General features: G+C 68.6%; 12 protein-coding genes and 2 pseudogenes. 7 read left to right on the forward strand and 7 right to left on the reverse strand.

The genetic code is table 11. The features are described 5' to 3' along the window. Positions 1–380: 380 nt before the first annotated feature. The 4 genes from ACMTAK_RS51710 to ACMTAK_RS51725 all read left to right on the forward strand — a co-directional run bounded on the left by ACMTAK_RS51710 (position 381) and on the right by ACMTAK_RS51725 (position 2,584). Positions 381–707 carry a hypothetical protein gene (locus ACMTAK_RS51710; RefSeq protein WP_413812624.1) on the forward strand — a complete coding sequence of 109 codons (327 nt, stop codon included), beginning with the start codon at positions 381–383 and terminating at the stop codon, positions 705–707. A gap of 206 nt (positions 708–913) precedes the next feature. Then, positions 914–1,111 carry a hypothetical protein gene (locus ACMTAK_RS51715; protein ID WP_413812625.1) on the forward strand — a complete coding sequence of 66 codons (198 nt, stop codon included), beginning with the start codon at positions 914–916 and terminating at the stop codon, positions 1,109–1,111. After that, positions 1,108–1,308: a ferredoxin gene (locus ACMTAK_RS51720; RefSeq protein WP_358981780.1), complete on the forward strand. Its 201-nt coding sequence runs from the start codon at positions 1,108–1,110 to the stop codon at positions 1,306–1,308. The genes ACMTAK_RS51715 and ACMTAK_RS51720 overlap by 4 nt, the downstream gene beginning before the upstream one ends. A 1-nt stretch (position 1,309) precedes the next feature. Beyond that, positions 1,310–2,584 carry a cytochrome P450 gene (locus tag ACMTAK_RS51725; protein ID WP_413812626.1) on the forward strand — a complete coding sequence of 425 codons (1,275 nt, stop codon included), beginning with the start codon at positions 1,310–1,312 and terminating at the stop codon, positions 2,582–2,584. Positions 2,585–2,783: 199 nt separating this feature from the next. On the opposite strand, the gene hemE is transcribed toward ACMTAK_RS51725, so the two are convergent. Then, positions 2,784–3,899 (reverse strand): uroporphyrinogen decarboxylase, encoded by a 1,116-nt coding sequence (hemE, locus tag ACMTAK_RS51730; protein ID WP_413812627.1) that lies wholly within the window; start codon positions 3,897–3,899, stop codon positions 2,784–2,786. A 283-nt stretch (positions 3,900–4,182) separates the two neighbouring features. Between hemE and ACMTAK_RS51735 the strand changes: the two genes are divergently transcribed. Then, complete coding sequence (locus tag ACMTAK_RS51735; protein ID WP_413812628.1) at positions 4,183–5,682, forward strand: aldehyde dehydrogenase; 1,500 nt, start codon at positions 4,183–4,185, stop codon at positions 5,680–5,682. Between the two features lie 118 nt (positions 5,683–5,800). After that, positions 5,801–7,072, forward strand: a complete 1,272-nt coding sequence (locus ACMTAK_RS51740) for a cytochrome P450 (protein ID WP_413812629.1) — start codon at positions 5,801–5,803, stop codon at positions 7,070–7,072. 32 nt (positions 7,073–7,104) lie between these two features. Here the strand turns inward: ACMTAK_RS51740 and ACMTAK_RS51745 are convergent, their stop codons facing one another. Then, entirely contained in the window at positions 7,105–8,583 is a 1,479-nt protein-coding gene (locus tag ACMTAK_RS51745; RefSeq protein ID WP_413813251.1) for an FUSC family protein, read from the reverse strand. A 115-nt stretch (positions 8,584–8,698) separates the two neighbouring features. Here ACMTAK_RS51745 and ACMTAK_RS51750 point away from each other — a divergent pair, with 115 nt between their 5' ends. After that, positions 8,699–9,163, forward strand: coding sequence for a MarR family winged helix-turn-helix transcriptional regulator (locus ACMTAK_RS51750; RefSeq protein ID WP_413812630.1), 465 nt, complete (start codon positions 8,699–8,701; stop codon positions 9,161–9,163). A 36-nt stretch (positions 9,164–9,199) separates the two neighbouring features. Here the strand turns inward: ACMTAK_RS51750 and ACMTAK_RS51755 are convergent. The 5 genes and pseudogenes from ACMTAK_RS51755 to ACMTAK_RS51775 all read right to left on the reverse strand — a co-directional run. After that, positions 9,200–9,794 (reverse strand): annotated as a pseudogene (locus ACMTAK_RS51755) (IS630 family transposase); the annotation flags it as partial. A gap of 116 nt (positions 9,795–9,910) precedes the next feature. Continuing rightward, positions 9,911–10,582, reverse strand: a complete 672-nt coding sequence (locus ACMTAK_RS51760; protein ID WP_413812631.1) for a group II intron maturase-specific domain-containing protein — start codon at positions 10,580–10,582, stop codon at positions 9,911–9,913. Between the two features lie 69 nt (positions 10,583–10,651). Beyond that, positions 10,652–11,422: a reverse transcriptase domain-containing protein gene (locus ACMTAK_RS51765; protein ID WP_413812632.1), complete on the reverse strand. Its 771-nt coding sequence runs from the start codon at positions 11,420–11,422 to the stop codon at positions 10,652–10,654. A gap of 140 nt (positions 11,423–11,562) precedes the next feature. Continuing rightward, positions 11,563–12,243 carry a group II intron maturase-specific domain-containing protein gene (locus ACMTAK_RS51770; protein ID WP_413813252.1) on the reverse strand — a complete coding sequence of 227 codons (681 nt, stop codon included), beginning with the start codon at positions 12,241–12,243 and terminating at the stop codon, positions 11,563–11,565. Positions 12,244–12,381: 138 nt separating this feature from the next. Next, positions 12,382–13,379, reverse strand: a pseudogene (locus ACMTAK_RS51775) (reverse transcriptase domain-containing protein); the annotation flags it as partial. Positions 13,380–14,393 lie beyond the last annotated feature (1,014 nt).

A 14,393-nucleotide genomic window follows, 5' to 3' on the forward strand; every position in this document is an offset into this window, starting at 1 on the left:
GGTCCAGTGGGCCGGATGCCCACGAGCGGTCACCTCAGCGTGCGACGTGCCGGATGCCGACGCGGTCCATGCTTCCTGGCACCGAGCGGCACGGAAAGGGAGGTCGGCCATCGCCCGGCCATCGCGCGGTAATTGAGTGCCCATCGCGGTCCGCGGCGTGCTCCAGTTACCCCGCAGTGGCCGACCGATGGCCGACCACCCTTTACACCACCGCGCGGCGCCAGCAAGCATGAGAGCGCGACGGGCCTGGCAACGACGAAGAGATGGTGATCCTCAAGGGTCGGCCGGATACGAGCACACCGCCCTCTGACGACACATCCGCCTGCTGAAGTACGGTTCCGCGACACGGCGATACACAGAAGATGAAAAGGTGACAGTCAATGGGGTATGTGTTCTCGCTGGTTCTCAGCCGGGAGATTACCGAGGACGAGATGACCACCCTGAAGGTGGGTTGCGGCGCCGCCGACTTCGGCACCGACGTGCTTCCGACCGACGCCGAGGTCACCGTCACGCGGGTGGACTTCCATGACGCCGTCTCCCCGACGCTGGCTGACGCCATCGACGCGGCTCTCGCGGCGGTGACCCAGGTGTCCGACCTCAGCGTGTCCGAGCTCACCGTCCCGGCCCAGCCGGCGGGTGCCAAGGAGGGCGAGGCCGCCGCGGCCGAGGCCAAGGAGCCCGTGGCCGCCAGCGTCGGTACGGACTGACAGCGGGTCGGTCTTCGCGCCGCCAGATACACGCCATCCGACCAGCCGACGGCGTGTTTCTGCGTGTCGGCCCCGGAGGCCCGGCCGGTTCCGCGGCCTCGGCCACCGACCCCGGGACGTCGTTCCCGGCAATGGGCACTCAGTTACCCCGCGATGGCCGGGCGATGGCCGACCGCCCTTTCGGCGGCCGTGCGATGCCGGACAGCATGAACACCGCAGGTATCCGGCTCGACCGCATGCCGGGGGGACCGCCCGTGGCCATGGGGCCCGTTCGTCCGTCGAACCCGCCCGACCGGGGCGTCATCGCCTTCCCGGAGACCTCCGCCGCCGTCGGCCTGCCGCGCAGGATGGCCGAACGGGGCCATGCGGATCAGCTTCATGACAAGTGGGACGGTTCACTGTGAAAGTACAGATCGACTCGGGACGTTGCCAGGGCCACGGCCGCTGCTACGACATCGCCCCCGGCGTGTTCGGCGAGGACGGCGAGGGTTACGGGAACGTTCCCGGCGACGGCTCGGTGGCGCCGGGCGACGAGCGCGAGGTCCGCCTCGCGGTCGCGAGCTGCCCGGAGCGGGCGATCACCCTGACCGAGGGGGCGTGACGTGGCCGCCGACGACCGCTTCAACAAGGACTTCCGGGACCCGGACCGGGACCGCTACCACAACATCCGCGGCGAGAACATCACCGGCCCGGTGACGGACTGGGCGACGGACTTCTCGCACCTGGATCCGCGGTGGTCCGAGGATCCCTTCCCGATCATGGACGACCTGCGGCAGCGGTGTCCGATCGCGCACACCGAGCGGTTCGGCGGCGCCTGGCTGCCGACCCTGTACGAGGACATCGCGGCAGTCGCCTACGACACCGAGCGCTTCTCCTCGCGGTCGGTGAACGTGGGCAACTTCCGCCCGCCGCGGGACCTGGCGCCGGTCGGTGAACTGCCGCCGATCACCTCCGACCCGCCGTTCCACCACGGCGCGCGCAAGCTGTTGCTGCCGGCGTTCACCAAGACCGCGGTCGCCAAGCTTGAGCCCGGCACGAGGGCGTACTGCCACTCCCTCATCGACGGCTTCAAGGGGCGCGACGTCGTCGACGCGGCCGAGGAGTACGCGCAGCGGGTCCCCGAGCAGGTGATCGGTGACCTCCTCGGCATCCCGCAGCGGGACCGGAAGCTGTTCCGCGAGCTCATCGCGAACGTCAACCGCGAGGACGCCCTTGACTCGCGGGACGAGCACGTCGAACAGCTGAGCAAGATGTTCGTCTTCCTGCTCGCGGAGATCAAGGAGCACGTCAAGAACCCGCGTGAGGACCTGATCAGCTACCTCCTCAACGTGGAGCTCCGGGGCCGCAAGCTCGATCCCAACCACATCATCAGCATGATGCTGCTGCTCTTCGCGGCGGGGATCGGCACGACGACCAAGTCGATCGGCTCGTCCCTGTGGCACCTGGCCGGGAACCCGCAGGACCGCGATCGCCTGGTGGCCGAGCCCGGGTTGCTGCCGGCCGCGATGGAGGAGTTCCTGCGCGCCTTCGCGCCGGTCACCATGTCCCGGCTGGTGAAGGAGGACATGCACTGGCGGGGCGTCGACATGAAGGCCGACGACTGGGTGCTGCTGTCCTTCCCCTCCGCCAACCGGGACCCGGCGCAGTTCGACCGGGCCGACGAGGTCCTCATCGATCGCGAGGGCAACCGGCACGCCGCGTTCGGCCTCGGCATCCACCGCTGCCTGGGCTCGCACCTGGCCCGGATGGAGCTGCGCGTCGCGCTTGAGGTCTGGCTGGAGCGGATCCCGGAGTTCAGCCTCCAGGACCCGTCCACGGTGGTCTGGGGCGGGCGCCTGGCCCGCGGGCCGCTGTGCCTTCCGCTCCGGATCAGCTGACGCAGGGCGGACCGCAGTACGTTGAAGGGCCCTGGGGACCCGGCTCGCGCCGGGTCCCCAGGGCCCTTTCCACTGCACCGGTGGACCGGCCACGGTCCGCCTTCCTGGCCGAAGCCGCCCCTCGGGGCGAACGCCGAACCCCGGCCGGCTCAGCCCGCGCGCTGCGCGGTGAGCGGCCGGGGTTCGGCGGCAGCCGGCCCTACGCCGTGGGCGTGCTCCAGGCGCGCACCTGCTCGACGACGGCGGTGACGTGCTCGATGGGCGTGGTCTTGACGATGCCGTGTCCCAGGTTGAACACGAACGGCCCCCCGCTCAGGCCGCGCAGGATGCGCTCCGTCTCGGTGTGGAGCACGGGACCGCCGGCGATCAGCAGCTGGGGGTCGAGGTTGCCCTGCACGCAACAGCCCAGCCCGCGCTGGAGGTTGCGCGCGGCCCAGTCGAGGGGAACCGTGGAGTCCAGGCCGATGCAGTCCGCACCGGTCGCCTCGGCGAAGCCGTTGTAGGAGAGCCCGGCGCCCCGGGGGAACGCGATGACGGGAACGTCCGGGTACCGCGCCTTCAGCGCGCTGATGATGGCGGCGATCGGCTTGACGCACCAGCGGTCGAAGAGGACGTCCGGAAGCACCCCGGCCCAGCTGTCGAACAACTGGACCGCTTCGGCGCCCGCCTCGATCTGACGGCCGAGGAACTGGATGATGGCGGTCGTCAGCAGGTCCATCAGGGGCTGGAACCCGTCGGGGTCGCTCAGCGCCCACTGCTTGACGACGGAGTGCTCCGAGGCGGCGCCGCCGCGGCCTTCGACCATGTAGGTGGCGATGGTCCACGGTGCGCCGGCATAACCGATCAGGGCCGTCTCGGCGGACAGGGCGCGGGTCAGCTGAGTGACCGTCTCGTAGATCGGGGCCAGTTCCTCGTGGAGGCGGGAGATGCTCAGGAATTCGGCGATGTCCGCCGTCGAGCGCACGGGCGGCGTCAACACCGGCCCCTCGCCGACCCGGTAGTCCAGGGTCTGGCCCAGTGCGGCGGCGACCTGCGGAAGGTCCGCGAACACGATGGCGGCGTCGAGCGGGAAGCGGCGCAGCGGCTGCAGGGTGACCTCGACGGCGTGCTCGGGCGTGGTGCAGAGCCCCACCATGCCCCCGGCCGCCTCGCGGACCTTGTGGTACTCAGGCAGGTACCGTCCGGCCTGCCGCATCAGCCAGACCGGCGGCCGCTCGGTCCGCTCTCCCGCGAGGGCGCGCAGGAGCAGCTTCTTGGGCTGGACATTGCCGGACCCCGGCTTCGGACCGACTGCTTCCCGGATGCCGACGTCCACGCTGTTCCATCCTGTTGAATCGCCCCGGTATCGGCGGGACTCAAATAGAGAGCTCGGACCCCTCGGAAGGGGGCCGTTGGCAGCGTAGCAGAGCCCGGTCGGCCGTCCCGGCGGGCATTTGACGGTCAGTCAAGGGGCCGGTCAGATCCCGGACGGGCCGTGCCCCGGGATGGAAGTCCCAGTTACCCCGCAGTGGCGGATCGTAGGCGGAGCGCCATTTACGCCTCCGTCGGGCGCACGCGAACATGATCGCCGTCGAGACGGCGATCGGGAGGATGACCGGATGAGCCTGGCGGGACGCGCGGAGGCGCCGATCGGTCGGACGGACCGTTTCTTCATCGGCGGGCAGTGGGTGGCGCCGTCGTCCAGCGCCGTGATCGACGTGATCGACTCCGGGACCGAGGAGGTCTACTTCAGGGTCGCGCAGGCGCAGGCCCCCGACATGTCCAGGGCTGTCGCGGCGGCGCGGGAGGCCTTCGACGAAGGTCCCTGGCCGCGCCTGACGCCGGCCGAGCGGGCCGGGTACCTGCGGGCGATCGGTGCGGAACTCAGGCTCCGCGGTGAGGACATCGCCGAGATCTGGCCGCGCGAATCCGGTGTCCTGCACACCTTCGCCGCCACCGCCGGCACCGGCGCGGAGGCCGCCTTCAAGCGGTACGCCGCGCTGGCCCGCACCTTCCCGTTCGAGGAGCCGGTCAAGCCGACGGCCGGCGGACAGTTCGGCATGATCGTCCGTGAGTCGGCCGGTGTGGTCGGTGCGATCATCCCGTGGAACGCCCCGATGGGGATGATCGCCAACAAGGTCGGCCCCGCGCTGCTCGCCGGGTGCACGGTGGTCCTGAAGTCGGCGCCCGAGGCGCCGGGGGAGGGCTACCTGATCGCCGAGGCCGCCGCGGCGGCCGGGCTGCCGCCCGGCGTGCTCAACGTCGTCACCGCCGACCGCGAGGTGTCCGAACTGCTGGTGCGCGACCCGCGAGTGGACAAGATCACGCTCACCGGGTCGACGGCCGCGGGCCGGCGCATCGCCTCGATCTGCGGCGAGCGGGTGGCCCGCTGCACGCTGGAGCTCGGTGGCAAGTCCGCCGCCGTGATCCTCGACGACATGGACCTCGGGACGGCTGCGCGCAGCCTCGCCCAGGCCGAGTGCTTCCTCACCGGACAGGTCTGCTCGTCGCTGACCCGGATCGTGGTCAGCCGCTCGCGTCACGACGAACTGGTCGAGGCACTCGTCGGCGTGTTCTCCCGGGTGCGCGTCGGGGACCCGTTCGACCCGCGCTCGCAGATGGGGCCGCTGGCGGCCAGCCGGCAGCGGGACCGGGTCGAGGGGTACATCGCCAAGGGCGTCGCGGAAGGGGCCACGCTGGCCACCGGAGGCGGTCGCCCGAAGGGCCTGACCCGCGGCTGGTACGTCGAGCCCACCGTGTTCGGCAACGTCGACAACCGTTCGGTCATCGCCCAAGAGGAGATCTTCGGCCCCGTGCTGTCGGTCATCCCCGCGGCCGACGAGCAGGACGCGATCCGGATCGCCAACGACACCATCTACGGCCTCAACGCGGCGGTGTTCACCAACGACGTCAACCGGGCCCGCGAGGTCGCCAGGCAGCTGCGCTCCGGCACCGTCGGCCACAACGCGCTGCGCAGCGACCTCGGCATCGCGTTCGGCGGGTTCAAGCAGTCCGGCATCGGCCGCGAAGGCGGGCGCGAGGGACTGCTGCCCTACCTGGAGACCAAGACCGTGATCCTCGAAGGCCGGCCGGCCGGGTACGAGGACACCGTCTTGTGACGGCAGCTGCCCTGACGCCGTGTCCGCTCGTCGGCCGACCCCTGCCCGCCACGTTGCTCGACACCACATTGACCACCCGGCTCACCCGTGAGCCCGCACAGCCGACGAGGACACACTGATGACTGACCTTGAGGTCCGCCCGGAGGAGCTCCAGGCCCTCGCCGTTCTCTTCGGCCTCGGTGACCCGTACCCGGAATACGCGAAGTGGCGTGCGCGGCAGTCGGTCGTCCGCCCGCACGAGAAGCTGTTCGTCTTCAGCCGCTACGAGGACTGCGCGGCGGTCCTCGGCAGCTCGGCCTTCGGCCACGCGCCGCGCGAGGCCAGCCCGTTGCGCAGCCTGTGGCGGGGCGTCGGCCGACCCGCACCCGCTGCCCCGGACACCGCCAGTGCCGCCGACGCCGACATGGCCGTGGTCACCGCCCAGGACAACGCCAGCAACATGCTCCGGCTGAACCCGCCCGACCACACGCGGCTGCGCCGCCTGGTGTCCCGCGCCCTCACCCCGGCGAGCGTACGGGCCCTGATGCCGCGCATCGAGGCGATCACCGGCGAGCTGGTGGGCGAGCTCGGCCCGAATTTCGACATCATCGGCGATCTCGCGCTCCCGCTGCCGGTCCGGGTGATCAGCGAGCTGCTCGGCATCCCGGAGGCCGACCGGCCGATGGTGGTGACCTGGGCCGAGCAGCTGTCCCGGAGCATCGACCCCGGCTTCCTCATCACGCCCGAGGACCGCGTCGCGATGCGCACGGCCCGGGACAGCTTCCACGAGTACCTCGGGGCGCTGATTCCCAAGCGGCGCAGCGAGCCGGGCGACGACCTCGTCTCCGCCCTCGTCCACGTCCACGACGAGGACGGCACGCTGACCGAGCACGAGATCATCATCACCTGCCGACTGCTGCTCATCGCCGGCCACGAGACCACCCGCGGGCTCATCGGCGGGTCCGTCCTCGCCCTGCTCAACCACCCCGCCCAGCTCGCCGCCCTGTGGGCCGACCCGGACCTGGTCGAGCGGTGTGTCGAAGAGGCCCTGCGCTACGACCCGCCCATCCAGCTCCTGGTCCGCTCCACGCTGGAGGACACCACGGTCGGCGACACCACGGTCCCGGCCGGCGCGCGTGCCCTCATGCTCGTCGGCGCGGCCAACCGCGACGAGGCGCTCGGCGACGACCCGGAGGACTTCGACTTCCTCCGTCCCGCCCGCCGGCACCTGTCGTTCGGCCACGGGATCCACTTCTGCCTGGGCGCCCCGCTGGGACGCGCCGAGGCCGCCATCGCCCTGCGTCACCTGCTGCCGGTCCTCGCCGAGGCCCGGATGACCGAGCCGCCCGTGTGGAAGCCCCACACCGTCCTGCGCGGTCTTGAGCGCCTCCGCCTGACCACGTCGAACTGACGGCTGGTCAGCCAGAGGTGGGCCAGTGACGGTCAGGCGGCGGAAACCGGCGGCTGGAGGGCCTCGCCGCTGCCGGCCACCTCAGATGGCCGGCCCTTGGCGAGGGCCGGGATCGCGGCGGCGAACCGTCGGAGCGCGGCATCGAGGTCGGCCAGCGGCGCCGTCGCAGCGGGTTCCGGCAGCTCGGGCAGGGGGTCCGTCGGGGCCGACACGGCACGGCGCAGCAGGCTGACGGTCTCGGCGGTGGCGCCTTCGCGCGCGCCGGGCTCGCTCGCGGCCAGGGCGTGCACCGGGCCGCGAGCCGCGAGCAGCGCCTCGCCGGCATCGGCCGGCGTGATCCTGTGTCCCGCGCCCAGCCTCCGAGTGGCCCTGCGGTACAGCCGGTGTGAACGGGCGCTCGCGTTCAAGTTGGTGGCCGCGGCGTCGAACGCGGCAAGCGCCTTGGCGGTGGAGGCCCCGTCGCGGCGGGCATCGAGCAGCGAGGCGAGTGCGGCGAGGGTCGCGCCCAGCCGGGCGCGCACCGCGTCGCCGGTGCGCACCGGCACCAGGAACCAGCCCACGACCACCGCCAGCACCGCCCCCAGGACCAGCGCCTGCAGGCGGATGAGCAGCAGGTGCTCCGGGGACTGGCCGAAGTACCCGTAGAACATGGACAGCGCCGTCGTGATGCCCGCGGCGTAGAAGGCGTAGTTGTAGGTGCGCAGGGTCGTGGCCACGGCCAGCACCACGAAGATCAGCACGATGCTGGTCGTGCCGTGGGGTTCGGCCACCGCGGCGATCAGTGCCGCGACGAGCGTGCCCGCCATCGCGCCCAGACCACGCTCGACGCCCTTGAGGGCCAGGTCCCCGCGGCCGACCGGGCCGAGGCTGACGACCATGGCACTGATCACGCACCACTGCCAGTGCTCGCCGAATATCAGGTGCCCGAGCGAGAACGCGGCGGTCAGCGCCACCGCCATCTGGAGCGCCATCCGGCTGCGGGGCGACAGTCCGGCGCGCCGCGCCGACCGCTTGGCGGGGGCCTGCGCCGGCGGCGAACCCGGAAGGCCGGTCAGCTTCTCGGCGACCAGGCGAACCACGCGGACCCACACGAAGGCACTGAACCCCACCAGCGCCGTCCAGCCGCAGATTGGCCACCACGCCAGGTGCCCCGTAGCGGATCCGGCGGACAGCAGGGCGGCGATCAGCGCCAGCGGAACCAGTGCCCCCAGCCGGGTGACCGCCGCTCCGAACCGCCTGGTCCAGATCGAACCCGACATCAGCGCCACGAACACCGCCCCGCCGATCACGGGGTGAACGGCCATCTGCGCACCGAGCCACACGCTCGCCCCCGCGAGGACCGAGAGCGCGACGGCCGCCATGACCTTCTGCGGGACCGGCTCACCGCCGGGGCGGCGCGACACCGTGAACGCGAAGATGACGGCCGGCACCCCGAGCACCGCCCCCGGGTACCCCGCGGCGAGGCGCGCGATCTCCACCGCCGTGAAGAAGGAGCCCAGCACGGCGACCATCGCCACCGTCGAATAATATACTTTAGTTAGCATTATCACCCTCTGCATGGCCAATTCTGCGCAGATTACCGGGGCTCCGCTTCCGCTAATACTACATGCGGTTTAGTATTGAAAGATGGACACCGACGACTGCGCCCAGGCCCTGCTCCACGGCCTGCTCCGCCTGGGCTCCCGGCTGCGCCACGAGCGCCCGGCCGGTGCCCTGACCGCGAACAAGATCATCGTGCTGGGTCACCTGCGGCGGAACGGGCCCTGCACCCCCAGTGCCGTGGCCCTCGCCGAGCACCAGCAACTCCAGGCCCTGACCCGGACGTTCGCCGAGCTGGAGGCCGACGGCCTGATCACCAGGCAGCGCTCGGAGACCGACCGGCGCGCCTCGATCCTCTCGATCGCCGACGCCGGCGCCCGGGCGCTGTCCGACGATCTCGCGCAGCGCGCCGCATGGCTCGGCAGCGCCCTCGGCGCGCTCAGTCCGGTCGAACAGCAACTGCTGGCCCTGGCTGCCCAACTGCTCAACCAGTTGGCCGACGCCCCCGCCACGACCGGCCCGGACGGGCGGACGGGGACGCACGCCCCCTGACGGGCCCGGCCTGAGGCGGGTGGCGCGATTTGGACGCTAATGTGATGCGCCTGAAATCGCAGGCTTAAGTCTCTCTCTCTGATTCTCGGTGGCTGGCGGAGTGACCTTGGTGAGGTAGTCGGCGAGGGATCTGAGGATTTCGTCGGCGGTCTTGGTCCAGGTGAAAGGCCTGGGGTTCTCGTTCCACGAGTCGATCCAGGCCTTGATGTCATCCTCCAGCGCCTTCACCGAGGTGTGGACGCCTCGGCGAATGAGCTTGTCGGTCAGCAGGCCGAACCACCGCTCGACCTGGTTGATCCAGGAGGAGCCGGTCGGAGTGAAGTGGACGTGGAAGCGGGGGTGCTTGCCGAGCCAGGTCTTGATCTCGGGGGTGTTGTGGGGGGGCGTAGTTGTCACACACCAGGTGCACGTCGAGCCCGGCGGGAACCGCCTTGTCTATCGTGACCAGGAACTTCTTGAACTCGACGGCCCGATGGCGGCGGTGCAGTTCACCGATGACAGTGCCGTCGGCGATGTTGAACGCGGCGAACAGGCTGGTGATGCCGTGCCGCAGATAGTCGTGGCTGCGGCGTCCGGGAACGCCGGGCATCATCGGCAGGACCGGCTGGGACCGGTCCAGCGCCTGGATCTGTTGGGTCGGGGACGGGACGCCGTGCGGCCTTTCGGCCGTCGGTTTTCCCGTCCCCGCCCGCCGAACCCGGCGTGCGAGTCGTCCCCGCACCGGGCTCTCCATGTGATCCGATGGGTTCAGCTGACGAGTTCGGAGACGTGCCCGACGAATGCCGCATCATCGTGACCGGTCCGGCGGAAACGAGCTCCGGACGGGTCGATCTGGTCGATGTTGAACGGCGTGGCGATCTGCGCTCCGCGGAAGCGGTAACGCTCCACGCGCATCTTCGCCGGGTTGTAGAGGACCAGGCCGTCCTCGCAAATCCGGTCGGCTCCGTAATAGCGCCGCCGGGTCTGTTTCCAGGTCATGTGGGGGTGCTTGCGGCGTATCCAGTAGATCACCCGCCACCAGGCATACCAGCCCAGGTAGGCGAACGTCCTCTTCGATGCGCCATAGCGGAAGTACGCAGCCCAACCCCGCAGGATCGGGTTGATCTTCCGCAGCACGTCCAGCAACCGGAGCGAGACCGCTCCTGCTCCCGTAGCCTCCTTGATCTTGTGCATCACCCGTGTCAGGGCATCCTTGGACGGGATCGTCAGCACCACCCTGCGGCCGTCCCCTCTGCGCCTGCGCTGGATGCGAAAGCCCAGGAAGACGAAGCCGTCATCGATGTGGGTGAGGTGTGTCTTCTCGACCGAGAGGGTCATCTTCAGCCTGGTGGCCAGCATCTCGCCGATCTCCGCTTTGATGTTCTCCGCGTCGGACCGGGTGCCGGAGACCAGCACCACGAAGTCGTCGGCGAAACGCACCAGCCGAAATTTCGGCAGCCCCTTGCGACGACGGTGCTGCCGCCGCCATCCAGGGCTCATGTCCTGTTCTCAGATCCGTGCGAAGTGCCGGTCCAGGACGGACAGGTAGATGTTGGCCAGCAGCGGGGAGGCGACCCCGCTTTGCGGTGTGCCCGTCAGGCTGTCCGCAAAGCCACCATGCCGCTCAACAACCCCGGCCCGCAGAAACCCCCGGACCAGCCGCAACACCTTACGATCGGCGATGCGCTCTGCCACCAGATCCATCAGGATCTGGTGATCGACATTGTCGAAGCATGCGGTGATGTCACCCTCGACCACCCACTCGTATGAGCGGCTGGTGAGCTGGTGAATCTCGGCGATGGCATCCTGAGTCCGACGTCCGGGCCGATACCCGTAACTCGACGGGTAGAAATCTGCCTCGAAGATCGGTTCGAGGATCAGCTTGAGGGCCATCTGCGCCACCCGATCGCGCAGGGTCGGAATCCCCAGGGCACGGACCTTGCCGTTCCGCTTGGGAATGATCGCCTGCTTCACAGGAAGCGCGGTGAAGCTGCCGTCCTTGAGCGAGGACCTCAAATCCTCAAGGAAGGCCAGTTCTCCAATGTCCTCCTCGACGTGGCGGCGGGTGACCGCGTCCACGCCCGCTGTCTTCGCGCCCTTGTTGCCCGACACCCGCTCCCAGGCCACTAACAGCGTGGCCCGGTCGCAGATCAGGTTGAACACGTCAGCGAACCGGCGGGCCGGTTCAGCTCGTGCCCATCGATGCAGCTTTCGCTGGTGGTCGAGTACCCGTCGCTCGGCCGTCATACTGCCCGGCCACGATGGCGCGCTGTTGTTCAACGGCGACTCTCCCCGCCCCAGTCGTACTGCTGATCACACTGCCGCCCTTCCCCATGCGGCCAGCTCTGTCGGGTAGCGGGGACGCATTACTGCGTCCCCGCCCCCTAAGAACCGGACGTGCAGCGCCAACCGCATCCGGCTCAAGCAAGCCCCGAAGGCTCGCGGGCACGCGGAGAAGCTAGACCTACTGGGATATCGGCATTGCGCCGACGTCGACAGGAGGTGTGCACGAGACGAAGGACCACGTCCGACCTGCCTTGACCTGGAACGAGGGCGATATGTTGCTTCGTCACCCCCCGCCGGATCACAACCATCCACTTTTCCCATTCAGCGGGGCTTTGCGGTTGGTGATCGGCGTACAACAGGAGTCCGCCGCATAGTTGGCAGCGACCGTCTTGCAGCGTCAGCAGCCGCATTCCGAACGCGTCCAGAGACGTGGGCATCCCCTTGCGCCGCCGTTTGGCCCAGTAGTCCACCAGTGCCGGATCGTCCGGAGACGAGGTGCCAGGGACCATCTGATGTCGAACGATTTTCGTCCAGGAGAATTTCCGTAGGTGGGCACCGGTCTCCCGATCCTCGAACACCCATCGGTTCCTACTGGACTTGTTGAACTGACCGAAGTACCGGTTGACAATCCAGTTCCTCGACTTGTTCTGGTGGCCATGCTTAGCCCACTTGTAGGTGAGCTTCCACATGTAGTCGTCCAGCGTGGTGAACGCCTTGCTGGAGACCACCGTCCGGTAGTAGGCCGACCAGCCGCGTACGATCGGATCGATCTTGTGCAGCACCGCACTGACGTTGGCCCCGCGTAGGGCCCTCATCTCTGTGCGTAGCCGTTCCCGGATTCGTCTCAGAGCCGCAGGACTCGGTTTGATCAGCAGCTTGCCGTCATAGCGGCGGACGTTGAATCCCAGAAAATCGAAACCGGAGTCAGCGTGGACAATTCTCGTCTTGTCCTCGTTGAACTCCAGCCCTCTGGGCCGTAGCCACTCGGCGAGCTTCGCCTTGACCTTTGCGGCTTCGTCATAGCTGTGACACAGCGCGACAAGATCGTCAGCGTACCTGATCAATGCTGGTGCGCCTTCAACCGACTCGGCAGCGTTAGTGCCGAGCTTGCGGTATCGGACTCCGGCGGCTTGTTCCATTCCATGCAGAGCGATGTTCAGCAACAGAGGACTGACAACTCCCCCTGGGGGGTACCTTCTTCTGTTGGGGCGAGCCGACCGCGATCCACCACTCCGGCCTTCAGCCAGCGTCTGACCAGTTCCCTGGCGGGGAACGCGCCGAGCTGGGAAAGAAGGTACTCGTGGTCAATGCGGTCGAATGCCGCTTTCAAGTCCGCATCCAGCACCCACATCCGCTGAGGATTCTTGCCCTTCAGCGTCAGATAGATGGCGGATATCGCGTCATGACAGCCGCGGCCGGGCCGAAAGCCATACGACTTCGGCTCGAACCGCGCCTCCCACTCGGGTTCCAGCGCGTTGACCACCCGCGCTTGCAGGACCCGGTCAGCGATGACCGGGATACCAAGTGGGCGCTTCTTTCCGCCTGCTTTCGGAATGTGCACGCGCTTTACCGGCAGGGGTGTCCAGGTTTTCGCACGGTATTGTGCCCAGTCGGTCAACATGACTTTCGACTGAGGTAACAGTGCCGTTCGCCCGTCCACTCCGGCGGTCTTGCGCCCAGCGTTGATCTCCGTCACGCGCCGCACGCTGAGGAGCGTATTGGCACGGGAACGGAGCATCAATTTCTGCAAGTTGCGAACTCGTTTGAGGTCGCCTTCCCGCGATGCCGTGAAGATTCTCTGTCGCAGACGCCTTACTTCGTCCTCGGCGGCACGCCAGTTGATGTCGCGCCATTCGAGAACGTCGCCCTCCGGTCCGTTCGCCATCTCGTCCGCGTCGGCTTGCGCCTGCACGTTCGCCATGGCGTCTAACTTGTCCTTCGGTTCCGGCATCGTTCTCTTCGTCTCTCCACAAGCTCACCTCGCCTCCGTCAGCACCCTTTCGGGTCCGGACATCCGCCCGTATCCGGCCGGTTATACGAGACGGTCGGCGGAGGAGCCAGCCATGATGTCCCGCTTTCCCGCTGCCTTTCGGCCACCGGCATTCGCTTCTGAGGCCATCCTGCGCCCGCTGGAGAATCGGGCCTTCCTTACGGTCGGCTTGCCGCAGACGCCTTGGCGTCGACGGACTCCAACGGGGTTGTCACGTTCCCCACGAGTGAGGTACGGCCGGGTCGGGTGCCTCCTATACCCCGAGGACGACGGTGTTCTCCCGACCGGCTTCGAGTCTTCCGGTCGGCGCCTGTCGCTTTCCAGCGACCAGTCCTTGACCCCGCTGCCGCAACCCATCTGCGGGGCTTCCGATGACGAGGCATCGTCAGAGGTTCACGGTTGTTCACCCTGTCGGCCTTCCCCGTGACCTGTAACTCCCGGATGGAACGGGAGTCCTTGGGCCTGAAGACCTGAGCTTCGCACCCCGCCGTTACCAGCGACGCACGTCAGGCCGGGGACAGATCCTCGAACACTGATCCGTAACTACACCTTCGGCATCAGCCGACCTCCTTCGGTGAAGCTCACTCAACTCGTGCGACTTTCGTGTCGCACCCTGGCCTCGGAGTACTACGGCGGCTCCGCCACGGCCCGGTGCCCACAGCGGGCGTTGCGCCTGCCCGCCGTCCGGCCGGCAGCCGGACGGGAGGGGCGGCACCGGACCGCTTCCCACGTTCACTGATGTCCGTTATGACGGGTGTCGGCGTCCGGCTATACCCCGACGGCATCGCCACGGGCCGCACATCGCAGTCTTGGCCCGGGCCTCCCGCCGCCCAAATCACACGGACGACGGAAGCGGGCAGGCCAAAAGCCACGGCCTGCCCAGCACCGCAGAGCGATCCATCCACCAGGTTCGGCAGATCGCTGACGACTAACGGTGCTTCTGACACCGGTTCAGTTCCCTTACGCCTTCCTGTC

This window comes from Streptomyces lacaronensis, assembly GCF_047337785.1.
Classification (GTDB): domain Bacteria; phylum Actinomycetota; class Actinomycetes; order Streptomycetales; family Streptomycetaceae; genus Streptomyces; species Streptomyces lycopersici.